The organism is Arthrobacter bambusae, from assembly GCF_030812595.1.
Classification (GTDB): Bacteria; Actinomycetota; Actinomycetes; order Actinomycetales; family Micrococcaceae; genus Arthrobacter; species Arthrobacter bambusae_B.
The window spans coordinates 67,542-90,934 of record NZ_JAUSSZ010000015.1; the positions used below are offsets into that span (position 1 = coordinate 67,542).

General features: G+C 62.2%; 20 protein-coding genes. 12 read left to right on the forward strand and 8 right to left on the reverse strand.

Annotated elements, in window-relative coordinates:
• Positions 1-51: 51 nt before the first annotated feature.
• From J2S96_RS17130 to J2S96_RS17150, 5 genes are all read left to right on the forward strand, one after another.
• Positions 52-894, forward strand: a complete 843-nt coding sequence (locus J2S96_RS17130) for a transporter substrate-binding domain-containing protein (RefSeq protein ID WP_285244128.1) — start codon at positions 52-54, stop codon at positions 892-894.
• Positions 894-1,628, forward strand: coding sequence for an amino acid ABC transporter permease (locus J2S96_RS17135; protein ID WP_285244129.1), 735 nt, complete (start codon positions 894-896; stop codon positions 1,626-1,628). Before J2S96_RS17130 ends, J2S96_RS17135 begins: the two co-directional genes overlap by 1 nt.
• Positions 1,628-2,413: an amino acid ABC transporter ATP-binding protein gene (locus J2S96_RS17140; protein WP_306866110.1), complete on the forward strand. Its 786-nt coding sequence runs from the start codon at positions 1,628-1,630 to the stop codon at positions 2,411-2,413. The genes J2S96_RS17135 and J2S96_RS17140 overlap by 1 nt, the downstream gene beginning before the upstream one ends.
• The gene (locus J2S96_RS17145) at positions 2,410-3,189 is read left to right on the forward strand and encodes an MBL fold metallo-hydrolase (protein WP_306866113.1); all 780 of its coding nucleotides are present in this window, start codon (positions 2,410-2,412) and stop codon (positions 3,187-3,189) included. The genes J2S96_RS17140 and J2S96_RS17145 overlap by 4 nt, the downstream gene beginning before the upstream one ends.
• A gap of 74 nt (positions 3,190-3,263) precedes the next feature.
• Positions 3,264-3,923, forward strand: coding sequence for an SMP-30/gluconolactonase/LRE family protein (locus tag J2S96_RS17150; protein WP_306866116.1), 660 nt, complete (start codon positions 3,264-3,266; stop codon positions 3,921-3,923).
• A 32-nt stretch (positions 3,924-3,955) separates the two neighbouring features.
• Here J2S96_RS17150 and J2S96_RS17155 read toward each other — a convergent pair whose 3' ends face one another.
• The gene (locus J2S96_RS17155; RefSeq protein ID WP_285244133.1) at positions 3,956-4,552 is read right to left on the reverse strand and encodes a TetR/AcrR family transcriptional regulator; all 597 of its coding nucleotides are present in this window, start codon (positions 4,550-4,552) and stop codon (positions 3,956-3,958) included.
• A 108-nt stretch (positions 4,553-4,660) separates the two neighbouring features.
• On the opposite strand from J2S96_RS17155, the gene J2S96_RS17160 reads away from it, so the two are divergent.
• Positions 4,661-5,533 carry an SDR family NAD(P)-dependent oxidoreductase gene (locus J2S96_RS17160; RefSeq protein ID WP_285320364.1) on the forward strand — a complete coding sequence of 291 codons (873 nt, stop codon included), beginning with the start codon at positions 4,661-4,663 and terminating at the stop codon, positions 5,531-5,533.
• Positions 5,534-5,597: 64 nt separating this feature from the next.
• Here the strand turns inward: J2S96_RS17160 and J2S96_RS17165 are convergent, their stop codons facing one another.
• Together J2S96_RS17165 and J2S96_RS17170 are read right to left on the reverse strand one after the other, a co-directional pair.
• On the reverse strand, positions 5,598-5,909 hold the full coding sequence (locus J2S96_RS17165; protein WP_285244135.1) for a hypothetical protein: 312 nt from the start codon (positions 5,907-5,909) through the stop codon (positions 5,598-5,600).
• A gap of 79 nt (positions 5,910-5,988) precedes the next feature.
• The gene (locus J2S96_RS17170; protein ID WP_285244136.1) at positions 5,989-6,285 is read right to left on the reverse strand and encodes a hypothetical protein; all 297 of its coding nucleotides are present in this window, start codon (positions 6,283-6,285) and stop codon (positions 5,989-5,991) included.
• Positions 6,286-6,687: 402 nt separating this feature from the next.
• Here J2S96_RS17170 and J2S96_RS17175 point away from each other — a divergent pair, with 402 nt between their 5' ends.
• From J2S96_RS17175 to J2S96_RS17190, 4 genes are all read left to right on the forward strand, one after another.
• Entirely contained in the window at positions 6,688-7,359 is a 672-nt protein-coding gene (locus J2S96_RS17175) for a TetR/AcrR family transcriptional regulator (RefSeq protein WP_285244137.1), read from the forward strand.
• A 590-nt stretch (positions 7,360-7,949) separates the two neighbouring features.
• The gene (locus tag J2S96_RS17180) at positions 7,950-10,367 is read left to right on the forward strand and encodes a glycoside hydrolase family 3 N-terminal domain-containing protein (protein ID WP_306866127.1); all 2,418 of its coding nucleotides are present in this window, start codon (positions 7,950-7,952) and stop codon (positions 10,365-10,367) included.
• Positions 10,368-10,470: 103 nt separating this feature from the next.
• Positions 10,471-12,636: a beta-glucosidase family protein gene (locus J2S96_RS17185; protein ID WP_306866129.1), complete on the forward strand. Its 2,166-nt coding sequence runs from the start codon at positions 10,471-10,473 to the stop codon at positions 12,634-12,636.
• 48 nt (positions 12,637-12,684) lie between these two features.
• Complete coding sequence (locus J2S96_RS17190) at positions 12,685-15,099, forward strand: glycoside hydrolase family 2 TIM barrel-domain containing protein (protein WP_306866130.1); 2,415 nt, start codon at positions 12,685-12,687, stop codon at positions 15,097-15,099.
• A 225-nt stretch (positions 15,100-15,324) separates the two neighbouring features.
• Here J2S96_RS17190 and J2S96_RS17195 read toward each other — a convergent pair whose 3' ends face one another.
• On the reverse strand, positions 15,325-16,155 hold the full coding sequence (locus J2S96_RS17195) for an SDR family NAD(P)-dependent oxidoreductase (protein ID WP_285244141.1): 831 nt from the start codon (positions 16,153-16,155) through the stop codon (positions 15,325-15,327).
• A gap of 76 nt (positions 16,156-16,231) precedes the next feature.
• The gene (locus J2S96_RS17200; RefSeq protein ID WP_306866134.1) at positions 16,232-17,041 is read right to left on the reverse strand and encodes an SDR family NAD(P)-dependent oxidoreductase; all 810 of its coding nucleotides are present in this window, start codon (positions 17,039-17,041) and stop codon (positions 16,232-16,234) included.
• A 671-nt stretch (positions 17,042-17,712) separates the two neighbouring features.
• On the opposite strand from J2S96_RS17200, the gene J2S96_RS17205 reads away from it, so the two are divergent.
• Together J2S96_RS17205 and J2S96_RS17210 are read left to right on the forward strand one after the other, a co-directional pair.
• Positions 17,713-18,735, forward strand: coding sequence for a Gfo/Idh/MocA family protein (locus tag J2S96_RS17205; RefSeq protein WP_285320356.1), 1,023 nt, complete (start codon positions 17,713-17,715; stop codon positions 18,733-18,735).
• A gap of 47 nt (positions 18,736-18,782) precedes the next feature.
• A complete protein-coding gene (locus J2S96_RS17210) occupies positions 18,783-19,556 on the forward strand; it encodes an SDR family NAD(P)-dependent oxidoreductase (protein ID WP_306866137.1) in 774 nt (257 codons plus the stop codon).
• 126 nt (positions 19,557-19,682) lie between these two features.
• On the opposite strand, the gene J2S96_RS17215 is transcribed toward J2S96_RS17210, so the two are convergent.
• The 3 genes from J2S96_RS17215 to xylA all read right to left on the reverse strand — a co-directional run bounded on the left by J2S96_RS17215 (position 19,683) and on the right by xylA (position 23,287).
• Positions 19,683-20,600, reverse strand: a complete 918-nt coding sequence (locus J2S96_RS17215; RefSeq protein ID WP_306866139.1) for an aldose 1-epimerase family protein — start codon at positions 20,598-20,600, stop codon at positions 19,683-19,685.
• Positions 20,600-22,018 (reverse strand): xylulokinase, encoded by a 1,419-nt coding sequence (gene xylB / locus J2S96_RS17220; protein WP_306866142.1) that lies wholly within the window; start codon positions 22,016-22,018, stop codon positions 20,600-20,602. The genes J2S96_RS17215 and xylB overlap by 1 nt, the downstream gene beginning before the upstream one ends.
• Positions 22,019-22,099: 81 nt before the next feature.
• Positions 22,100-23,287, reverse strand: coding sequence for a xylose isomerase (gene xylA, locus J2S96_RS17225; RefSeq protein WP_306866145.1), 1,188 nt, complete (start codon positions 23,285-23,287; stop codon positions 22,100-22,102).
• Positions 23,288-23,393: the final 106 nt, after the last annotated feature.

Consider the following 23,393-nt stretch of genomic DNA (forward strand, 5'->3'; position numbering starts at 1 on the left):
TAGCATGTGAGGAGCGCCACACCCGTGGGCTGGTCGACGAGAAGGATTGTCATGAAGAAATTTGTCTTTGGTTCCGTAGCTGCTGCCGCAGTGGTGGCGCTGACCGCATGTTCAGGGGGAGCCGGCGCTTCCTCATCGGAAAGTGCCTCTGGCCCCAATGGTTTGCTGAAATCCGGTGAGCTCAGTGTATGTATGACGCCGCAGTACAAGCCCATGGAGTTCTATAAGGACGGCAACACGGGGACCCAGCCCATCGGTTTTGATGCCGACGCGGCGGTTGCACTAGCGGACTCGTGGGGTGTGAAGGCCCGCTTCTCTGACGTGGCTTTCGACGGGCTGATGCCGGCGCTTCAGGCTGGGCGCTGCGATGTGGTGTGGTCGGGCCTATATGTCAATGAAGCCCGCCAGCAGGTCGCCGACGCCGTGCCGTACCTGAAAACCGGATCGGTGATCATCGCCCCAAAGGACTCGAACATCAAGAGCGCTGAGGACTTGGCGGGAAAGACAGTAGCTGTACTTGCCGGAGGCGCGTATGAGTCCAATTTGAAGGAACTGTCAACGGCGCTGAAGAGCAAAGGCCTTCCTGATCTGATCCAGCAGTCATACCCGCAGAACACCCAGACCTCTGCGGCGGTGACGAACGGCAAGGCTGACGCCTTGATCGATACCGACGTCTCTGTTGGTGAGATCGTTGAGAAGACAGGCGGGAACTTGCAGCCGGTCCCTGGAATCTTCGAGGCCGACGCTGTATTCGGCGTTTACGTCAAGAAAGGTTCACCCCTGACCGCGGAGGTCCGTGACGGACTGAAGAAACTCGCCACCGAGGGAAAACTGGCCGAGATCGCCAAGAACTACGCGTTGGACGCCAGCCGGCTGACTGATTCGGCGAAGTAATGGATTTTGATCAGAGCATCTTCCTGCAGGCCCTGACTTCCAAAGAATTCCTATCGGGGGCGGTGCTTTCCCTTGAATTGGCTGCCGTTTCCCAAGTGGCCGCTACGCTGATAGGCCTCTTTGTTGCCCTGGCAGGCATATCGAAGAGCAAGACTCTTCGTAGCTTGGCCTGGGCTTATGTATGGTTCTTCCGTTCCGTGCCAACACTGCTGCTGCTCCTCATTGTCTGGAACGCAGCACCGCAGATAATTCCCGCGCTCCGGGACAACTGGTACTCACCCTTCCTTGCCGGGTTTGTTGGTCTCTCAGTCGTCGAAGGCGCTTTCATGGCAGAAATTCTCCGTTCAGCCCTGCTGAGCGTAGACAGCGGACAGAAACTCGCCGCCCGGGCCTTGGGGCTGACCCCCGCGCAAACCTTCCTTCGGGTCGAACTGCCACAAGCCATCAAGGTCGCCCTGCCTCCCACGGGCAACGAGTTCATCGGAATGATCAAATACACGTCGCTGGCCTCTGTGATCTCACTGCAAGAGCTGATGACAACAGCCCAGGTCCAGGTAGCGACCACCTTCCGATATGCCGAATTTTATACGGCCGCGCTCGTCTATTACCTGGTCATTGTCAGCGCCGTCATGGTGCTCCAGCACCAGGTCGAAAAGCGATACCGGTGGGTTTCCCTACCCGCCAAAACCCGGCCCCGCGTCGAGCGCGTCCCCGCAACCCTGAAGGGACTCTGATGTCCGAGACCACCACAACTCCTCGTCAAACCGTAAAGACCGTGCTCGAAGTGAGGAACCTCCACAAAACGTACGGGAATCAAGAAGTCCTAAAAGGTGTCGATTTCACCGTGGGCTCGGGTGAAGTCAAAGTAGTCCTTGGCCGGTCCGGATCAGGGAAATCAACGATGCTGCGTCTGATGGCCCTGCTGGAACCCCTCGACGCCGGAGAGGTTATTTTCAAGGGCAAAAGGATCGGCGTCGACGCCAACAACCGGCCCGTACGCGAACGTGCCCTGGCCCGCCAGCGTTCCGAGATCGGCATGGTCTTTCAGCGCTTCAACCTCTTCTCCCACCTCACCGTCATGCAAAACGTCACCTTGGCCCAACGCCTGACCAGGAAAGCCGGCGCTGCCGAGGCCAAAGCCCGGGCAGCTGAAATGCTCGACCGCGTCGGGCTCGGTTCCCACCTTCACCACTTTCCCAGCGAGCTTTCCGGCGGCCAGCAACAACGGGTCGCCATCGCCCGGGCACTGGTCCTGAACCCCTCCGTGATGCTCTTCGATGAACCGACCTCGGCGTTGGACCCCGAGCTGGTCAACGACGTGCTGGCCGTCATGGAACAACTTGCGGCAGATGGCATGACGATGGTCGTGGTCACCCACGAAATGAGTTTCGCTCGGCGAGTCGGGACGGACGTCGCCCTTTTCGACCAGGGCGTGCTCGTTGAACAGGCACCGCCGGAGGAGTTCTTTACCAACCCCCAGCAGGAACGCACCCGCAACTTCCTGAGGCACATACATTGAGCGCACCCGCCCCCCAACAAGCCGCACCCCGCACATCCCTGCAGTGGTATGCCATTGAACAAGTCCTCCCAGGACTGACAAAGATTACCGAACCCCATGTCCATCCGATGCTCCGATCGAACATCTGGTGGCTTCAGGGCCAGGACCGGGACGTGGTCATCGACGCGGGCCTCGGCATCGTCCCCTTGCACCGCGAGATTCCCCAAATGTTCGAACGGGATCCACTCCTGATCATCACCCATACCCACCTGGACCACGTCGGAGGAGCACATGAGTTTAAAGACATCGCAGTCCACGATGAGGAAGCCCACATCCTCATAACACCGGGACCCGTCTCGCTGGACACCCACACCTTGTACGGCATCCTCGGTATAGACGTTCTACCGAACGAAGAGCCCTCAATGCTCCGCCGCGTCCCGAACCCTGGATACGACCCAACCCAATACGGGCTGGTGCCGGCCACCCCAACACGACGACTCAAAGACGGAGATGAGATCACTACTTTGGGAACCCCCATGGAGGTCCTCGCAACCCCAGGACATTCCCCCGGAAGCATCTGTCTGTACGATCACCAGCGCCGATGGCTCTTCACCGGAGACACCATTTACCAGGGCCAACTCCTTGACACAATCCACGGAGCTGACCAAGCCGATTACCGGCGCACCATGAACCTTTTATCACGCCTCGAAGTAAGTGCGGTCTTCCCAGGACACGGACCCGGTCTGGGTCCCGGCTCGTTGAAAACCATCGCGGATAACTACCTCTCCCGCTCGTAGCAGTAAGGAAAACATGCTGCTGCTGACACTTCCCAATCCACACCCCCGGCCCCCTGCCGTTTGACCTATGAAGAGTGGACGGACCTGAAGCCCGGAAACAGGGTCAGAGTACAACGGCCGCGAGAAGTGCCCCGCGAAGGCGCGATAGACCTCTGCACACAACGCGTCCTATTTCTGGGGCTGGCTGGACGAGGGCAGAGGCCGCGTGCTACGTCACGGATGCCGCCGGGTCGCAGGATCCTTACTGGAAACCTACCGGCCGCCTGGTCAGGATCGACAGGGACACCGCTGAAGGGATCGTTCTTGCCGGAGACTTGCCGGCGCCGAACGCTATTGCCTTCACCGCCGCTTATGACGGGCTAGGGGTGAGCCACAATACCGGCAATCAGATTGACTACCTGAGCCTCAGCGCTGACGGCCGAAAGGTGCAGACAGCTCATCCTGCCGTACATGTAAGCGCAGGCGTCGGCCAAGTGGATTCCTTGGCCGTCGACGCAGCAGGGAACACGTACGTCGGGCTGCACAACCGGGCGACTGTCCTCGTCTATCGGCCCGATGGCGAACTGACTGCCACCATCGCCGCACCTGGGAAGGACGGCGTTTCATCAGCAACCAACATCGCCATCAGGCCAGGTACCACGGAAGGTTATATGACCGTCAGTGGCAAGGATGGAGGATTCATATACGGCTTCACGGCCCTCGCCGATGGAGTGCGGCAATCCAACGGTGGATAGAAGGCCCGATGGAGCGTAAGGGCACCAGGATCTCATCTTGTTCCGGCATCGGCTGCGGCAGGCAAGAGCAGCTTAGCCATGTCGTCGCACTCCGCGTCCGTTAAAGGCACGGGATGCGTTTGCGTCCACATAACGGCGCCAAAGAAAGCGAGCTGGGCTATGAGGTCACGCTGCTCCGGTTCGATCTCGGCCCGCTCGACTGCGCGAGTGAGCACGGCGTGGAAGGGGGCGAGGGCTCTGTGCAGCGCCGCTGACATCAAATCCTGCAGCTCGGCGGACGTGGATCTTGCCGCCTCCGTGAAGGCCTGACCCTCGGGCAGCTCTGCATTGTCGCGCACAGTTTGTAACAGCACGGACAAATCATGACAGCTCGAGCCGGTGTCAGGAACAACGTCATAGCGGGCCAGGAGTGGCTCCAGGACGGCAGCCAGCAAGGCCGCCCGCGTAGGCCAACGCCGGTATACCGTCGTGCGGTTTACGCCTGCAAGCTTGGCTACGGCCTCAATCGTGAGGCCGGCATAACCTCCCCGTGACAGTTCCGCGGTGGTAGCACTTAGAACGGCATCAACTACCTGCGAACTGCGCGCACCTTTCTGGACTCCCCGTGTTCTGCGCATTGAATCGGCCATGGAACAGCATTCTATTGACCTTTAGAAAAGGCAACAGTATGTTGCCTTTAGGCAATGGAGCCCCGTCGTCCGGGAGCCCGGCGCCCTCCATAACCAACGAGGAGCATGATGAGCACACAAAACGTTGATTTCGCCGAGACGATGGGCTTCGACCGACTGCCGACGCACATTGTCGAAAAGCGGGTCACCGACCTGATGGATCTCACAGGAAAAAAGGCAGTAGTCACCGGAGCAGGGGGAGGCGGTCTGGGCCAGGCCATCGCCAACCGGCTTGCCGGCCTGGGGGCCGACGTCGCTGTCATTGATTTGAATAAGGACGGCGCCGTCGCTAACGCAGAGACCATCGAACGCCGATGGGGCACGCGAGCCATCCCGTTCCAGGCAGACCTGTCCGATTGGGATCAGGTGCATTCTGTTGTCTCGGAAAGCACGCAGGCTCTCGGGGGCCTGGACATCATGATCAATAACCCCGTTCAGGTGGTCTCCGACAGGTTCGAAAACCACACCAAGGCGGACATCGACTACACAGTCCACGGGAGCTTGACGATGCTGATTTACGGCGCACATGCCGCGGTCGAGCACTTCCTGCCCCAGGGCCACGGCCGCATTATCAACATCGCGTCTGTTGGTGGACGGATACAGCACCGCGGACTTACCGTCTACAACGCGGCAAAGTCGGGTGTTATTGGCTTCACCCGCAATCTTGCCCATGAGTTCGCCTCACGGGGGATCAATGTCCTGGGGGTAGCTCCCGGGCTCATGATCAACCCCCTCCTGAGGGACATCCTGGCCAATGCCTCCGACGAGCAGGCTCTGGCCGCGAAAGGTTCGATGCTGGAAGCGGTTGACCGCTATATCCAGCTCGGTCGGGTATCCATCCCGGAAGAGGTTGCGAACATGGTCGCCTACCTCAGCACAGAGGCCGCTGACTATATGTGCGGCCAGACAATCGATGTAGCGGGCGGGCAGTGGATGGGGTGACGCCCCCAGGCCCACTCCATAGGGGGTGTGAGGTCAGCAGGAGGTCACCATCCTCCTGCTGACCTCACGGTTCAGGGAGCAGGGCAGCCTTCGATGCTGGGACGCCCGCCCACCCCTCGATGCACAGCTGGCAGGCGCCCGCTTCCTCTAGAAAGCACAACTCAATTCCCGGAACCTTCTCAATGATGCGCCTGTACTGAGCACCGTCCTGCATGAGCCACAGGATCTTTCCGTCGGCAGTTATCGCCTCGACCTGGCCACGGTCAACCTGCACACCGTTTCGATATATTGCGACGTGCCGTCCTGCGGCCGCCGTCCAATCGTCGACTGCGGACGGCACCGTCCGATCAGAAAAGCCTGCGGCGTGAATGCTCATATGAAGGCCTTTACGAAACCGGGGGGTAGGTGGCAGGAGAGTGCGGCGGGTGGAGCATGCGTGCCCTGAGCTGCACGTTTCAACACAGGGCCGATAGCGCCGGGGCGAGGTTAGCGTCTTCGCGCCTACGAGGGCCGCCTTCCGGGGCTGCCCGAAGGCGCAAGTCCTGTTCCAGCACGATCCCGCGCTGGACGTCACTGGAGAATTGGACGGTGAACGTCCTGTGGTCGTGGCGGGTCACCAGGATCCCGTCCCGGGCGTTCGAGTTTTGCCTGGACATGAGTTCGGCGACGGCGGAGTCCAACGCCTCCTCCAGCTGCCTGCGGCTGTCTATGGTCAGCCGCAGGCGGCCAATTCCATTGCTAGGTACTTCCATGTCAACTTTTCCTTTTAGCGGTTGGGCAAATGCAGGGGCACCGCGTTGATAGCAGGACGGCCACGGCGTCCTTGCGTGGGAACTTGTTATTCCAAGGGCAGGGGAGCTCGGGGCTACGGGCTTCAGAGTGTGGCGGCTTCCCGGCTTGGGCCAGCGGTGCGGAGGCCACGCTTGGCATTCGCCGTGCCTCAACAATCGGTCTCACATTTCGAGATCTTGCAGGCTGGTAAGGCCTCAGGGACTCAGGTAGAGTCTGTGAGACCTCTCTTTTCGGGATTTTTTCCCGGCGTGGTAAAAAAGATATGCGGGGATACCCGTAAGGTCAAGTCACTGCTCCAGGCCGGCCCTTCGCGAGCAGAAGTGGACTAAGGCGAGTGCGGTCGGACGCGAAAAGGAGTGGCTATGACAAGCGTGGAGAGCGTGAAGCCACGCCGGGGCCGGCCGCGGCGGGTTGATCGCGAACGAATCATCGAGGCCGCCAAGGTACTTGACCCAGCAACTTTGACAATGCAGGCCCTCGCTGAGGAGATTGGCGTGGACCGGAAGACTCTGCATTACCACGTAGACAACCGCGACTCGCTGCTGCGGATGGTTGCTGCCGATGCATTCCGTGAGGCAGTTGCGGCCCACGATTTCACTCCCGAGAAGGACTGGAGGAAGGCCATACGCGCATTTGCCCATATCACCAGGGATGCCGTCATGGCTGCCGGTGCATGGGCAAGTTATGTCGGCTACGAAACCGAGGCCGATCTTGAGGCTATCCGACCGGCCGAGGCGGCTGCGGAGGCGCTCGTTGCCGCGGGTCTGGCCGAAGCTGAAGCCGGACGGTTGATCGCAATGCTGGCAGGCCTTGCCTTCACGTCCGCCACGGACCGCTCCATCCCAAAAACCGCTGGCCGACACCCTCAGGAACCCGTCCTTGAACACCTGCTTGAGAAGGCCCCGCAAGAGGAGTTCACACTTCTCCGCAAGCTGGTTGGAGGCCGGTCAACGGAACTCGGCACCGAAGAGCAGTTTGCCTTCAATCTCGACATTGTGACTCTTGGCGTGGAGCGCCTGCTCGAACGGCCGTGAGGCGGAGCTTCGTCACGATTTGCACCATTAGGGTCAACGGCGCACCACTTAGGCACCTCCCTCGGGTGACAGGCCGGGAGGGACTGCCACAGCTGCATGCCGGTTGACTGCTGGTTCCACGCGTGACTTTTGTCGACCTCCGCCTTCTCCTGACTGCGCCAGCGCTGCGGGGTTCTCCAAGGTCAAGTCCGTTTCCTGCCCGCGCTCCCTCCGGTCACCCCATCGTGCATCACTGGACATGTCGGCCCCTTCGCCGACCCAAGCACTGCTTCTGGCCGCCCGGCCCAACTGCCAGGCCAAGCTCCCGCCATGCGATGCCGCAAGCTGACTTTGGCGTGCGACTTGACTCACACTGCTGGGCCATCTAGGGTTTTTCCCACCCCGGGAAAAAACGGGCGCCGCAGTGGGAACACCAGCGGCCTGCTTCAACGGTGAAGGACAACCGTGGCGAGGACAGCCTGCAGACCCACGGGTCTGCACCGCAGACCAGCTTTGTTCCGGCGTCGTCAGGCACACCAGTAAAGCGTTGAGGGACTGACCCCCCTCTTGCCACGCCCGCGGTGTCGCGGGCTGGCGGAATAGGAGACCCAGTGAAAAACCAAGTACTGTCCACCCCTGATGTGGCGGTTCCCGTCGCAGACCAGGTCGAAGACCTCATCTCGCGCATGACCCTGGAGCAAAAGGTCGCCCAGCTCCAGTGCACCATCCCCATCACAGGCCACCTCGACACAGGCTTGGCCAAGTTCCCCAACGGTCTGGGCGCTTCGGGAAGCATCAGCACCGGGGTATCCATCGAGGCCGACGCCGACCACTACGACCAGGTCCAGGACGCCGTGATGGCCAAAACCGACCTGTCCGTGCCGCCGTTGCTCCATGGCGAGGCTGTCTCAGGCTGGACGGGACTTGGAGGGACAGTATTTCCCTCGGCGATCGGGCTGGGGGCCACGTGGCAACCGGACACGGTCGAAGGCATGACCGACATCGTCCGTGAGCAGATGCTCTCCGTTGGGGTGCGCCAGGCACTGTCCCCCATCATGGACGTCGCCCGGGATCCCCGCTGGGGCCGCGTAGGCGAGACCTACGGCGAGGACCCCACGTTGTGCGCTGCCATGAGCGTTGCCTTCGTGAAGGGCCTGCAGGGGCAGAACCTTGCCGACGGCGTGGCCGCCACCGGAAAGCACTTCCTCGGCTTCGGCCTCGGGGAAGGCGGTCTGAACATGACATCCAACCCGATTTCCCCGCGCGAGCTACGCGAGGTCTACGCCAAGCCGTTTCAGGCTGCCATCACCGAGGCCAACCTCGCTGGCATCATGAATTCCTACGGCACCATCGATGGTGAACTCATTATCGCCTCAAAGCACATCCTCGATGATCTGCTGCGCGAAGAAATGGGCTTCGAAGGCCTGGTCGTTTCCGACTACATGTCCATCAACCTCGCCGTCGACCTGAACGTCGGAGCAGACCCCACCGACGGTGGCATTAAGGCACTCAAAGCCGGGCTCGATGTTGAATTGCCCACGCCCTACGGCTTCACTGACGGCTTGGTCGAGGCAGTCAGGCGCGGAGAGCTCGAAGAGCGTTTCATCGACCGCGCGGTACGCCGCATGCTGACCCTTAAAGCTAAGCTCGGCCTCCTTGAAGACAACGCAGCACGCAAAGAAATGATCGCAGCCGCCTACGAGCCGGAATCCACCAAGGCACACAGCCTGAAGGCGGCGCGCGAATCGATCGTTCTGCTGAAAAATGAAGGGCTTCTTCCGCTAAGCAAGGCTACGAAGAAGATCGCCGTCATCGGCCCCCACGCCAACTCTTTGCGGCTGTTCTTCGGCTGCTACACCTACCCGGCTTCAATCGATCTGGCAATGAGCGGGACCATGTCGGAAATGGCGGGAATGCTCGACCTTCCTGAATTGACCGCCTCATATGAACAGCCCCCGCTGGCGCCGCTCTTTGAGGGCAGCGACGTCCGCTCGGAGCCCGCAGCGGTCGAGCAGGCGCTTCAAGGTGCGCTGGGGCACAAAACCCCGACCATCGTTGCCTCCATCCAAGACAAGTGCCCCGAAGCCGAAGTCGTGTACGAAAAGGGCTGCGACATTGCCGGCACCAACCGCACGGGTTTCGATGCTGCTGTTGCCGCCGCCAAGGACGCGGACGTTGTCATTCTGACCCTCGGCGGTAAGTACGGCTGGGGCAGTTCCTGCACCTCCGGGGAAGGCATCGACACGGCCAACGTCGGCCTTCCCGGGATCCAGGAAGAACTTGCCCAGCGCATCTTCGAGACCGGCACACCCGCTGTCATGGTGCACATGGACGCCAAGCCGCTCTCCAGCGTCTACGTCGCCGAACACTTCCCGGCCATCATCGAAAACTGGTTCCCGGGTGAAACCGGAGGCCAGGCACTGGCTGACGTACTTTTCGGCGACTACAACCCTGCGGGACGTCTGCCGATGACGGCGGTCAGGGACGCCGGCCAGATCCCCCTTTATGCAGCCCACCGCCGCAGCAACAGCTTCAGCAGCGCCGGGACCATGATCATGAACCGGTACGTGGACGGTTCCAAGGTCCCCCTGTTCCACTTCGGGGAGGGAAAGAGCTACACCACCTTTGAGTACTCCAACCTCAACCTGACCCCGACGGTTACAGCCGACGGCGCGGTGCAGCTGTCCTGCGATATCACCAACACCGGGCAGCAGGACGGCGAAGAGGTCGTCCAGGTGTACGTCCGTGACGAGCTGTCCAGCATGGTCCGTCCGGTGCAGGAACTGGCAGGCTTCAACCGGGTGTTCGTCAAAGCCGGGGAAACAAAAACCGTTCACTTTTCGATGCGGGCTGACCAGTTCGCCTTCCTTGACGTCGACATGCGCTGGGTTGTTGAAGCCGGCCAGATGACCGTCAACGTCGGGGCTTCCTCAGCTGATATCCGCTTGACGGGATCGTTCGACATCGAGAACTCCGCCGTCATTGATGGAAAAAACCGCGGCTTCTACGCCACAACCACCGTCTCCTGACTCCACACTGTGCGGGACACGCCGGGCAGGACGCCCGCGTGTCCCGCACTCGTCCGCCCGCCACCACAAGACCGGGGGCAGATAAGAAACCCAAGGACTAAACATGCCAACAACAGCAACCCAAACGGAAACATTCAATGAGGCCGTCGCACGCATCCGCAACGGCGGCCACCTGTCGGAAGAGGCTGACCAGCTTCTGGGACAACTGACGCAGGACGAGAAACTATGGCTCCTCGACGGCGACGCCGAGTTCTGGTCCGGCATGGCAGAGATGAGCGCGGGATATAACCGCAGGCCCATTGTCATGGGCGAAATCGCCCGGCTCGGAATCCCCGGGCTGCGGTTCAGCGATGGCCCCCGCGGCGTCGTGATGGGCGAGTCCACCGCTTTTCCCGTTTCCATGGCCCGCGGAGCGACCTGGGACCCGGAGCTGGAGGAGGAAATCGGCACCGCCATCGGCCGGGAAATGCGCGCACAGGGCGCCAACTTCTTCGGCGGGGTTTGCATCAACCTTCCCCGCCACCCAGCCTGGGGCCGGGCGCAGGAAACCTATGGTGAAGACCCTTACCTGTTGGGTGAATTCGGCGCCGCCCTCGTCCGGGGTATCCACCCGAACGCGATGGCCATTGCCAAGCACTATGCCCTGAACTCGATGGAGAACGCCCGCTTCAAGGTCGATGTCAAGGCCGATGACGCGACACTGCACGAGGTCTTCCTTCCGCACTTCCGCCGGGTCGTCGAAGAAGGCGTCGACGGCATCATGACCTCCTACAACTCCGTGAACGGCGAATGGGCCGGCCAAAACGAAACCCTCATGGAGGACATCCTCCGGCGCCAGTGGGGCTTCGAAGGCGTGACCCTGTCCGACTTCGTCTTCGGGCTCCGCGACGCCGCACTGTCGCTGCAGGCCGGCCTGGACGTCGAGGCGCCCATGCGTCAACAACGCGCCCACCGGCTGCCCGCAGACCTGGAATCCGGCCGCGTCACCTGGGACCAGGTGGACCGGGCAGCGCGACGCATCCTCCGTACCCAGCTCGCCCATTACGCGGCCAGGAACACCGAGGAACCTGGCCTCGACGTCATCCTCAGCGAGGAACACCGCGCCCTGGCCCGAAAAGTCGCCGCCACATCGATGGTGCTACTAAAGAACGAGCCCGTCGACGGAACACCCCTGCTGCCCCTGAAGGCAGACGAGATTGCGTCCGTGGCCCTGATCGGGCGGCTCACCAACCTGCCCAACACCGGGGACCAAGGATCCTCAAACGTCCGCTCGCCCGAGGTTGTGACTGCCCTGGACGGCATCAGAACTGCGCTCCCGGCAGCCAGCATCCTATCCGTTCTGGACGATGATGCCGACGCAGCCGCAGCAGCTGCAGCCCAAGCTGATATCGCCGTCGTTGTCGTCGGCTACACGGCTCAGGACGAAGGCGAGTTCATCGGTTCGGAAGGCATGTCTGACCCCGCCATCCTCGCCGTGTTCCCCCCCCTGCCCGAGGGTGTAGATCCGTCAGACCTGTCAGGAGCAGCCGGGGCCATGGGCACCGCCGAGGGCGGCGACCGCGCAAGCCTTCGGCTTCGCCCCATCGACGAGGCCATCATCAAGGCGACGGCACAGGCTAATCCGCGCACCATCGTCGTCGTCGTCACTGCCGGCGCTGTCATCACCGAGGCCTGGCGCTCACAGGTACCCACCCTGCTGATCGGCTGGTACAGCGGCGTGGAGGGAGGACACGCCCTTGCCGACGTACTGACCGGCACAGTGGATGCCAGCGGCCGCCTGCCTTACTCGATCCCCACCACAGAGGAGCACCTGCCGTACTTCGACCGTGATGCCAGCAGCATCACGTATGACCGCTGGTTCGGCCAGCGGCTGCTGGACCGCGACGGGCACCCCGCCGCTTTCCCCCTCGGCTACGGACTCTCCTACACAAGCTTCGAGACCACTGAACTGTCCGTGACTGGTGTATCCGGGGAGTCTTTGGCAGCCTCCGTCCGCGTTACCAACACCGGCAGCCGCGCCGGCCGTCATGTCGTCCAGCTCTACGCCACGACCAAGGCGGAAGATTTCCCCACAAGGGTTCTGATCGGTTTCACGCCCGTCCACCTGGAACCAGGCCAAACCGCCACCGTCACGCTGGAAGGTTCCCTGCGCCCCCTGCAGCGCTGGGCAGACGGGGGTTTCTCCTGGGCCGCTGCCGAAGCGACCCTGGAAGCCGGCGCCTTCTCCGGCGACCCGAACGCTTCGACTGCTGCACTTCACCTGCCCTGACCAACCCGTCAACGACCGACGGAACAACGACACGCAAGGAAAACAACGATGCAGAAAACATCCTTTAATCACGGCTGGGGTGTCCGCCGCCAAACCAGCCCTTTCCTCGAGATCATGGGCCAGGCACAGGCGCCGGTTCCTGTCACGCTGCCCCACGACTGGCTGATTTCCCAGCCCCGCTCCGCCGACAACCAGCCGGGGGGCCTCACCGGATACTACGGCGAAGACGTCATCGAATACGTCAAGACCTTCCACGCGCCGGAGGGCTACCGGGAAGGGCGGGTCGAGATCCAGTTCGACGGCGTCTACCGTGGGGCGATGATTTTCGTCAACGACGCCTTCGTCGGCCAGCGTCCGTACGGATACATCCCCTTCTCGGTCCGGATCGACCCCTACCTGCACGACGGCGACAACGAAATCCGGGTGGAGTGCCGCAACCACTTCGACGCCCGCTGGTACTCCGGCCTGGGAATTTACCGGGACACCCACCTGCTTGTCGGCCCGCCCCTCCACGTGGCACGGAACGGCGTCAAAATCCGCACCATCAGCGCCGACGCAGAAACAGCGGTCGTCGGGGTCATCACCGAGCTCCAAAACGACTCCAAAGAACTGCACACCGTCAAGGTCGTCACCGAACTCGTGGACAAGACCGGCACGATCGTTGCGGCCGAATCGGCTTCCCTTGCGGTACGCCCGCTGGAGTCCGCGCGGCTGCGCCAGCAGTTCACCGTAGATGCCCCTCAGCGCTGGAGCGTCGACTCCCCGTCGCTGTACACCTGCCGGACCCGTTTGGAACCCAGCAACAGCGCTGGCGAAACCGTTGAAACCAGCTTCGGTATCAGAACGCTGGAGTGGGACGTGCGGCACGGCATGCGAATCAACGGTGAAACAGTGAAATTGCGCGGCGGCTGCATCCACCACGACAATGGCTTGATTGGCGCTGCCACCATCGCCCGCGCGGAAGAACGCCGCGTTGAACTCCTCAAAGAGGCGGGCTACAACGCCATCCGCTCCGCCCACAACCCCATCAGCGCTGCGATGCTCGATGCCTGCGACAGGCTTGGCATGCTGGTCCTCGACGAGTTCACCGACGGCTGGACCTCCTCCGGACTCGGTTTCGGCTACGGCGTAGACATGAATGAATGGTGGCGCCGCGACCTCACAGAAATGCTGGAGCGGGACTACAACCACCCAAGCGTCATCATGTATTCCATCGGCAACGAGGTCTCCGATACCGGCAACACCTGGGGCGCCATCCACGGTCGGGACATGGTCGACTTCATCAAGACCCTCGATGACACCCGCCCCGTCACCAACGCCATCAACCCCATGATGACCGTCCTCCACGACCTCAAAGCCCAGGTTGGCCAGCAGGCCGACGATGCCGGCGGAGTCAACTCCTTCATGCGCGACTTCGGAGAACTGACAAAAGACCTGGTCGCATCCGACCTCGCCACAGAGCGGCTTGAAGAAGCGATGTCCCAGGTGGACATCCCCGGCTACAACTACGCCTACGGCAGGTACGAGCTGGACATGAAACAGCACCCTCAGCGGCTGCTGGTCGGCACGGAAGGCCTGCCCAACAAACTCGATGAAGTATGGGACTACGTCAAACGCCACCCGCAGGTCATCGGAGAGTTCAGCTGGACTGCCTGGGAATACATCGGCGAAGCCGGCCTCGGGGCGGACAAGCCCGCCGAAGAAGCCTTCTTCGGGAACTACCCCTGGCGCCTGTCCATGACCGCCGACCACGGCGTCACCGGCCAGCGCCGTACGCTCTCCTACTGGCGTGAAGTGGTCTGGGGGTTGCGGACCACCCCGTACATCGCAGTCCACCGCCCCGACATCACCGACAAGGAAAGCCTCAAAGCCTCCCTCTACACCTGGAGTGACAGCGTCAGCAGCTGGACCTGGGGAGGCTACGAAGGCACCCCGATGACCATCGAGGTGTACTCCGACGCCGAGGAAATCGAACTGCTCCTCAACGGTCAGACCGTTGGCCGCGCCCCGGCCGGGGAGACAAACCGGTTCATGGCAGTTTTCGAGGTGGACTACCAGCCCGGTGAGCTCGTCGCTGTCGCCTACCGCAACGGTCAGGAGACAGCCCGCGAAGTTCTGCGGTCCGCTGCGGCCACTACCGGGCTGACAGCAACCCCGGACCGGACCGAAATCCGCGCCGACGACAACGACCTCGCTTTCGTGACCATCAGTATTGCCGACAATGCCGGCATCATTGATGTTCTGAACAATACGGCAGTGACAGTGACAGTCAGCGGCAACGGCGTCCTCCAGGGTCTTGGCAGTGCCGATCCAAAATCAGAAGACGACTACGCGTCATCGGTCTGCACAACCTTCCTCGGTCAGGCGCTTGCCGTCATCCGCCCGACCGGTCCCGGAGAGATCAAGGTCAGCATCGAGTCTGAAAAATTCGCGACGGTGGAAACAGTCATCAAGGCCATCTAAGCTGCAGCGGGCGGCATTGCCTGGGCCAGGGAAACAGGACCAGGCAGCGCCGCTAGCGTTGACGCACGGGAAGATCCGGGACCTTATGCCCTGGACTCCGCCACCCGCCTGCCAGGACCAGGGGTTCTGACCCAAAGCCTCAAACAAAAGGGCCTGGGATCCGGTACAGCCGGATCCCAGGCCCCTTGCACAATCAATATCTTCCTATTGGCTGCAGGGTTCTCCTCAGGCGCCGGCGGCTACAAGCTGGTCGTGCGTTTGGGGGTGGTGGCTCAAAAGCCCGCCATCGACAGAAATGATCTGGCCGGTGATGTAGGCAGCGGCGGGGGAGGCAAGGAATGTGACAACCTCGGCCAAGTGCTCCGGTGTGCCCAGATACGGGGTCAGGGTATGCCGGCCCAGAATCTCGAGTGCGTTGTCGGTAATTCCACCCTTGGCTGATGCGCTCAGTGTAAAGCCCGGGCACACGGCATTGCATCGGATTCCCTGCCGGCCGTACTGGGTTGCGGTGTAAATGGTGAGTGCATTGATTGCCGCTTTGCAGGCGCCGTAGGCCACCCGGGTGATGTCACCGCCAAGGGCGGACACGGAGGAAGTGTTGACAATCGCCCCTCCTCCGTTCTGCAGCATGAGCTTCACGGCGTGCTGGGAGGCAAGGGCATAACCCCGGACATTGATGTCGAACATTGCATCCCACACGTCGATCTCCAGATCGATAAGGGTGGTGTCTTTCGATAGAACGGCGGCGGCATTGTTGTGCAGGATATCGACCGTACCGTAGGCAGAAACCGCACGCTCAAACAAAGCCTTGATACTGCCCGGATCACTAAGGTCCAGACGCTGTGCGATCGCTTCGCCTCCTGCGGCGCCAATCTCTTCCGCCAACGCCTGCGCAGCATCTTCTTCGAGGTCCGCGACAACCACCTTTGCCCCCCTCCCGGCCATCATGCGCGCGGTGGCTCCACCAATGCCTACCCCAAGCTGCCGCAACGTCGCACCCGTAACGACGGCGACCTTGCCAGCAAGGTCCAAACCGGTGGTTGCTGCTGTATTCATCCAAAGCTCCTTTTAAAGTAGTTATGGACCCGGCCGACCCTTTCAGCGGACCCGCCACCGCCCGTTCGAGCCGTTATCAACCGATCAGTGTCTTGACCCGGTCAGCGACCATGTCAATGGTCCGGGTTGGGGAAAGACGTCCGAGGCGGTCAACACCGCGGGCGTCGGCACCTATGAGCACACGGAACGATTCGGACGCCACTGCGTCGACGATCTGCCGTCCGGCATCCTGGGGTGACGTAGTTTTCGGTGGTTTCCCATTCGGCAGCGTCAGTTTTGAGGTGTCGAGGGTGACTCCTGAGTTCCCCAGAATGTCCGTTCCGACACCGCCGGGAAAGACAACGGTGACGTTGATGTTGGTATCTCGCAGTTCCGCGTAGAGCGTCTCGGTGAACAACTTCACGGCAGCCTTACTTGCCCCATAGGCGCCTTGGCCCGGGGAGGGAACAAGTCCTCCCATGCTGGAGACGTCAACAAGACTCGCAGCCGGGCGTTCGAGCAACGCGGGGAGGAACGCCTTGACCATGTACACGGTGCCCCAGAAGTTGACGGACATGACCCGCTCAATCTCCTCGATCGAGAGTTCCAGGAGGGGAACAAACCGGTGGATGATCCCGGCGACGTTGATCAGGCCATCTATCTGGTTGTGCTCCTTGAGAATGTCTTCCGGGAGTGTCTGCACAGCTGCTCGGTCCGTGATGTTCAGGGTGTGCATCGACAGTGCGCCGGCGGGTGCGCCGGCACGCGAGGCAGTTTCCGTCAAAGCGGACTGATTGAGATCCACAGCCGCGACGCGCGCTCCTCGCCGCAGCAGCTCGAGAACGACTTCGCGCCCGATGCCGTTGCCGCCACCGGTAACCGCGAAAACCTTGTTCTTTAGTTCCATTGATCAAATCCCCTTTGAAGATTCCCGGGCATGTCACTTCGACCGGGTGGTCGCTTCTGAGTCGCGTAGCGCCCGGTTTCGAGATCGCTGCCAGGACGATTGTGCTGAGCCTTCCGCAGCCTAGCCGCTGCCGGTTTGGCTTGAAGTTGCCGAGATCGCGCTTACCTTTTTTGAAGCAGTGGGTGCAGCGCCAGGACGGAACGCGGATATTTCCCGGGCTGGGGAAAATTTAGCCGTGCTGACCGTGCAAGTCAACCCCCGACGCGGTGAACCGACGGGGCGCCGCGGAGCCCACGCCGCCGGGGCTGCTGGGCCTTGACGAAATCAGGGGGCGGGTCTACTGTTTTTCCCGCATGGGAAAAACTTGCCGGGCGATTCCTAAGAGAGTAATTACCAACTGGGCATGAGTAACTCAGAGCGACTGGGATGCGCCTGGAGCCAATGCGCCCTTTGATGGCTCCGCCTCCGTGACCGGGACCGGTGTGGGGAACTGGTTCCCAAGGCGGCGTGACATAGCCGCCGGGGTCGGTCGGACACTCTGCGGGTGAACCTCCATCAACGAAGGTCACTCATGTAGGGACCACACGGACGAGGCCGACCCGTGTTGCGGATTGTCCGGCATTACTGAAGCGCTAACACCTGCCTCTACTCAAACCCCCAAAGGAGCGGACATGACGACAGAGTCGCGGAATGCATCGCAGGACCCGATCCGCGTCGGTGTGCTGGGAGCGGCCACCATCGTGAAGGAGGCACTCCTCCGCCCAAGTTCACGGGTCGACGGGATCCAGGTAACTGCCATAGCGGCGCGGGTCCCGGAACGGGCGGCCCGTTACGCGGCCAAACACCACATTGCCAGGGTGCATTCTTCATATGCGCAACTGTTGGATGATCCGGACATCGATGCCGTATATATCCCTCTTCCCTCTGCTCTGCACGCTCAATGGATCGTAGAAGCCCTAAATGCGGGAAAACATGTGCTCTGCGAGAAGCCGTTTACAAGCAACGCAACGGCTGCGGAGGAAGTGGCATCAGTTGCTGCCACGTCTTCCTTCGTCCTGATGGAGGCTTACCACTCGCACTACCACCCGCTGCGGAAAAGACTGCACGAGATTCTTGAATCAGGCGAGTTGGGGGAAATTTGGGGTGCAAATGCCTACGCCTGTGCCCCCATTCCGCCTGGGAGCGACATACGGTGGAACTTCGCTTTAGGCGGTGGCGGTCTGCTCGACCTCGGCTACTACCCGTTGAGGCTGCTTCGCGACTTGTTCGGCGAGGCCGGCGAGGTACAGGCCACTGCAAGGACGCGGGGAGCCATCGACGCCCGGCTGGAAGCGCAGCTGACCCATGTCGGGGGAGTCACGTCAACGTTGATGTCCTCGCTCTGGTCCAAGACCCTGCTGGCCTCGCGACTCGAAGTTCAAGGCTCCAAGGGCCGTATGCGTGTCGGCACCCCCACCCACCCGCAATTGGGCGGAAAAATCCGTATAGAAGGTATTTCCGGCTCGCGTACGGAACGTCCGGACCGGCGTTCCACATACGACTACCAGTTGGAAGCCTTTAGAGATGCAATACGGGGCGGGGCGGTCCAGACAGGCGCCCGCGAAGCTGTTGCCCAGCTGCGGGCAATCGACGCCCTTTACGAGGCAGCAGGACTTCCAGTAAGACCGTCCAGCCCTGTCAGAGCACTCAAGTAGCCTCCATGGCTGCCCGAAGCACCTTTAGCCCACAGCAGGAGGCCACCGTGGACACGCCAGCTGACCGCGCAAAGCCTTACGGCAAGGGACAGTTTGCAGGCAAGACCATCATCGTCACTGGCGCTGCAGCGGGGACCGGTCAGGCAACGGCACTGCATATAGCCAGCCAGGGGGGACGCGTCATAGCCGTGGATATCAACGAGGAACGCCTCGACTACCTGGTGGCACAGAATCCCGGCCTGGACCTGGTGCCCGTCCCGGGCGATGTTGCCAGCACTGAAACCGTCACTGCGGCCGTTGCTAGTGCCGGGCAGGTGGACGGGCTGGCGAACATCGCCGGCGCTGTCGATAACTTCGCCCCCATTCACGCCATCGACGATGAGCTGTGGGAACGCGTCTTTCATGTGAACGTAACAGCTCCGATGCATCTCACTCGTGCAGTTCTGCCGATGATGCTCGCTCGTGGCCGGGGCTCCGTCGTAAACCTCGCTTCCGAGGCAGGATCGATCGAATCCGCGGCTGGGGCTGCCTACACCGCCTCGAAATACGCTGTGCTCGGGTTGACTAAGAACTCGGCCTTGGCTTTTGGCGCCCGGGGCTTGAGATTCAACGCAGTAGTGCCCAGCCCTTCCCTTCCAAGGGATTCAAAGTGGCGGTCACCTGGCCTTCTGGAAGGACGTGGCGCATCAAAGACGGCGACTCCGTCGCTGGCTCCAACCGCCGTGCAGGTTGCCGAGTGCATCAGCTTCCTGCTCAGCGACGAAAGCTGTGAGGTGAATGGAGCCCTCGTCCACACCGATGGCGCCTGGAGAACGATTTAAAGGAGGCGCTGGTGCGCGGAAACCACCGGCCCCGGACGGGGTAGGCCCGGGGCCGCTGGAATGCCTGGTCGGCACCTAAACGTGGCGTACCGCGCAGCAGGTGGCTGAGGAGCATTACTCGCTCAGTCATAGGGCAAAAATACTGCAGCTGAGCCGATGTTCCTCCCCAGCCAAGAGGCGGATGAGGTCCTTTCCGCTGTTGAAGGCATCCGGGGGGCAGCTCATTGGTTCCACAGCGAGACCCAACCTGGTGGGCAGGGGTGGCGTGCGGTCGGCCGTGTGCAATTGAAGCCAAGGGCAGCTGCGGTCCCAGGACATTCCTACCCCAACACCGGTAGGGTCCCAGAGCGTCAGCCCGGCTCGGCCGGAATCGTCGAAGGCAAGTCCTGTAAACGCGTGGTCCATGGCCGTCGAACCGATGGGCCGGGGATCCCTATAATCAAAGGCATGGCCGTGCACGTCGCGCTCCCCGGTCGGAAGTAACCGGTCTGCGCTAACGGCGAGGAACCGCTCGGCACCGAACTGAAGGATCCACTGGTCCAAGGGAGACGGGCCGGCCACCAGGTATGGGTGGGGACATGCGCCGTAGGGAGCTGCCGATGTACCCGTGTTCCTGGCGGCCAGGGTGATGCTCAGGCCCTCCGGTGTCAGCCGGTACTCGGCAGTCAACTGCAGGCTGAACGGATATCCCTTAGAGGCTGAAACAGTCGTCTGGAGGATAACCGTCGTGTCCTCGTGGAGCACCGGTTCCCAACCCTTGTCGAACACCAGGCCATGCAGTGCGTTGCCGCGGGCCTGCTCGTTGCGCGGCAGCTCCAGGGCGTTGCCCTCGAAGGTGTAACGCCCGTCCGCGATGCGGTTTGGCCAGGGCGCTGCGATGATGCCCCTATAGTCCGGAGTGGGATGTCCCGTGCGCGACGGAAGGACCAAATCCCTCTCACCGAACTGCAAGTTCAGCAGGGTAGCTCCTGTTGCACTGACGGTGGCAGTGTAGCTACCGGACCTGATCGCGTACTCGCTCACCGGTGCGTCCAACGCATCCATCAGGCGTAAAGGCCTGCATAGCTGCGGTACCTGGAGAGCACCAGCGCAGTGTCTGCCGCCGCGGGACGTTCCACGGCGTTCAGTGGCCAGTCAGGAAAGCTCCCCGTCAGGGCGGCGGCTGCCTGGCGGGCGGCCCCGTCCGCGACGTATTCGCCGGGTTGGGGGACGGTGATGTCGATGCCCAGGAGTTGAACTGCCACGTCCTGAACAGCCGGTGACTGGGCGCCACCGCCTACGAGGATTATTCTTCGAGCCTTGACGCCCTGGGCCTGCAGGGCGGCCAATCCGTCCGCCAGTGAGCACACGACTCCTTCGACGGCGGCACGGGCCAGGTTCTCGGGGGTGTAATTGGCTCGGGTGATGCCATGCAAGGCGCCTGTTGCGTCCGGCAGGTTTGGGGTGCGTTCGCCGTCGAAATAGGGTACTAGGGTCAAACCGCCTGAACCGGAGGCCGCAGAAAGCGCCAGGGTATTAAATTCCTGCAGGGTAACCCCCAAAAGCGCCGCGGTGGCGTCGAAAACCCGGGTGGCATTCAAAGTGCAAACGAGGGGGAGGTAATGGCCGGTTGCGTCGGCAAATCCGGCCACCAGGCCGGAGGGGTCGGCGGATGGTGCTTCGGAGACCGCGAAGACCGTGCCGGAGGTCCCCAGTGACATGACGACGTCCCCCAGCCGGGCGCCGGCTCCCATGGCGGCGGCGGCGTTGTCTCCAGCTCCTGCAGCCAGGAGGACCCCGTCCGGGGTCTTTCCCGCCGCTTCAAGGGGACCAAGGACTCGCGGCAAGACGGGCAGGTGGCCGACCGAACCCGAGATGACTGCAGGAAGATACTGACCGGCAGCAGTCGAATAGTAGCCGGTGCCTGACGCGTCGGAACGGTCTGTCACGAGGGCCTGAAGACCTTCGGCACCGGAACCCGGACCGTAACCAGCCAGCCTCCACGTCAGCCAGTCGTGCGGCAAACACACAGCGGCAACTTTCGCAGCATTCTCCGGTTCGTTCTGGGTCAGCCAGTGCAGTTTGGTGAGTGTGAGGGATGCGACGGGGACCGTCCCGGTGGCACCGGCCCAGTATCCCGCTCCGGCAATCGGGTCACCTCCACCGGCGGCCTTAATCAGTTCCGATGCGGCTCCAGCGCTGCGGGTGTCATTCCACAGCAGCGCGGGCCGGACCACGGCACCGTCGGCGTCGAGGCAGACCATGCCGTGCTGTTGCCCGGCGACGGATACGGCGGCGACGTCGTCGAGGCCGCCCGCCTGCGCGATGGCCTCCTGGAGGGCAGTCCACCAGTGGTCCGGGTGGACCTCGGTGCCTTCGGGGTGGGTGGCGCGGCCCTGGCGGACGAGTTCTCCGGTGTCCGCGTCGCGGATGACTACTTTGCAGGACTGGGTGGAGCTGTCGACTCCGGCTACGAGCGGCATGGCTGTTCTTTTCTTTGTGCAGGAATGGAAACGCTGCGGGGCCTGGATTATCTCCAAGGCCCCGCAGCGGGTACTAAGTGGCTAGTGGGCGCCCAGGAGATGCTCGATGGCCAGCTGGTTGAGCCGGACGAACGCGAAGGAACGCTCGGCGGCCTTGTCGGCGTCGAAGTCCTCAAACGCGGCGGCGTCTGCGAGCAGGTCCGCGGTGCTTTCACCAGCGGCGAGGGTGGACTCGCCGAGTTCGAAGACACCGGATGCCTTGAGTGCTTCCTGGACCTCGGGGTCCGCGCGGAAGGCCAGTGCGCGTTCCTTGAGCAGGAGGTACATCGCCATGTTGGCCTTGGCCGATTCCCACACGCCGTCGTAGCCGTCGGTGCGGGAGGGCTTGTAGTCGAAGTGGCGCGGGCCGTCGTACTTGGGGCCGCCGTTCGGGAAGCCGTTCTCCAGCAGGTCGACCGTGAAGAATGCGCTGGTGAGGTCGCCATGGCCGAAGACCAGGTCCTGGTCGTACTTGATGCCGCGCTGGCCGTTGAGGTCGATGTGGAAGAGCTTGCCCGCCCAAAGGGCCTGGGCGATGCCGTGGGTGAAGTTCAGCCCTGCCATCTGCTCGTGCCCGGTTTCCGGGTTCAGGCCAACGATGTCGCCGTGTTCCAGCTGGGCGATGAAGGCCAGGCCATGGCCCACGGTGGGCAGGAAGATGTCGCCGCGGGGCTCGTTCGGCTTGGGCTCGAGGGCAATACGCAGGTTGTAGCCCTTGTCCTTGATGTATCCGGCTGCCGTGTCCACGCCTTCCTTCATCCGGTCCAGGGCAGCGGCGAGGTCCTTCGACCCGTCGTACTCGCTGCCTTCCCGGCCGCCCCACATGACGAATGTTTCGGCGCCGAGCTCGGCGGCAAGGTCGATGTTCCGCAGGACCTTGGACAGCGCGAAACGGCGGATGGAGCGGTCGTTGGACGTGAAGCCGCCGTCCTTGAAGACAGGGTGGCTGAACAGGTTGGTGGTAACCATGGGAACCTTCAGCCCGGTCTCGGCGAGGGCTGCACGGAAGTTTTTCAGGATCAGCTCCCGCTCGGAGGCGGAGGCGTCGAACGGGACCAGGTCGTTGTCGTGGAAGGTGATGCCGTACGCGCCCAGTTCGCTGAGCTTATGCACGGCTTCGACAGGGTCAAGGGCCTTCCGGGTTGCGACGCCGAACGGGTCGGCGCCGGTCCAGCCGACCGTCCAGAGGCCAAAGGTGAACTTGTCGGCGGGGGTGGGGGAGAGAGTCATGATGCGTCCTTGCAGTAAAGGGGCTGCTTCGGCAGCCAAATAGTTTATGCTCTGAACTATAAGGATGACCCGGGTGCGGGTCAACATCAGTCCGGGCAAAGCCCCC

Bases quoted from the DNA above. Each gene is read 5' to 3' on its own strand.
- J2S96_RS17130 (WP_285244128.1), top strand. From the start codon at position 52: ATGAAGAAATTTGTCTTTGGTTCCGTAGCTGCTGCCGCAGTGGTGGCG.
- J2S96_RS17135 (WP_285244129.1), top strand. From the start codon at position 894: ATGGATTTTGATCAGAGCATCTTCCTGCAGGCCCTGACTTCCAAAGAA.
- J2S96_RS17140 (WP_306866110.1), top strand. From the start codon at position 1,628: ATGTCCGAGACCACCACAACTCCTCGTCAAACCGTAAAGACCGTGCTC.
- J2S96_RS17155 (WP_285244133.1), bottom strand. From the start codon at position 4,552: ATGGCCGATTCAATGCGCAGAACACGGGGAGTCCAGAAAGGTGCGCGC.
- J2S96_RS17160 (WP_285320364.1), top strand. From the start codon at position 4,661: ATGAGCACACAAAACGTTGATTTCGCCGAGACGATGGGCTTCGACCGA.
- J2S96_RS17165 (WP_285244135.1), bottom strand. From the start codon at position 5,909: ATGAGCATTCACGCCGCAGGCTTTTCTGATCGGACGGTGCCGTCCGCA.
- J2S96_RS17170 (WP_285244136.1), bottom strand. From the start codon at position 6,285: ATGGAAGTACCTAGCAATGGAATTGGCCGCCTGCGGCTGACCATAGAC.
- J2S96_RS17175 (WP_285244137.1), top strand. From the start codon at position 6,688: ATGACAAGCGTGGAGAGCGTGAAGCCACGCCGGGGCCGGCCGCGGCGG.
- J2S96_RS17185 (WP_306866129.1), top strand. From the start codon at position 10,471: ATGCCAACAACAGCAACCCAAACGGAAACATTCAATGAGGCCGTCGCA.
- J2S96_RS17190 (WP_306866130.1), top strand. From the start codon at position 12,685: ATGCAGAAAACATCCTTTAATCACGGCTGGGGTGTCCGCCGCCAAACC.
- J2S96_RS17195 (WP_285244141.1), bottom strand. From the start codon at position 16,155: ATGAATACAGCAGCAACCACCGGTTTGGACCTTGCTGGCAAGGTCGCC.
- J2S96_RS17200 (WP_306866134.1), bottom strand. From the start codon at position 17,041: ATGGAACTAAAGAACAAGGTTTTCGCGGTTACCGGTGGCGGCAACGGC.
- J2S96_RS17205 (WP_285320356.1), top strand. From the start codon at position 17,713: ATGACGACAGAGTCGCGGAATGCATCGCAGGACCCGATCCGCGTCGGT.
- J2S96_RS17215 (WP_306866139.1), bottom strand. From the start codon at position 20,600: ATGGATGCGTTGGACGCACCGGTGAGCGAGTACGCGATCAGGTCCGGT.
- xylB (WP_306866142.1), bottom strand. From the start codon at position 22,018: ATGCCGCTCGTAGCCGGAGTCGACAGCTCCACCCAGTCCTGCAAAGTA.
- xylA (WP_306866145.1), bottom strand. From the start codon at position 23,287: ATGACTCTCTCCCCCACCCCCGCCGACAAGTTCACCTTTGGCCTCTGG.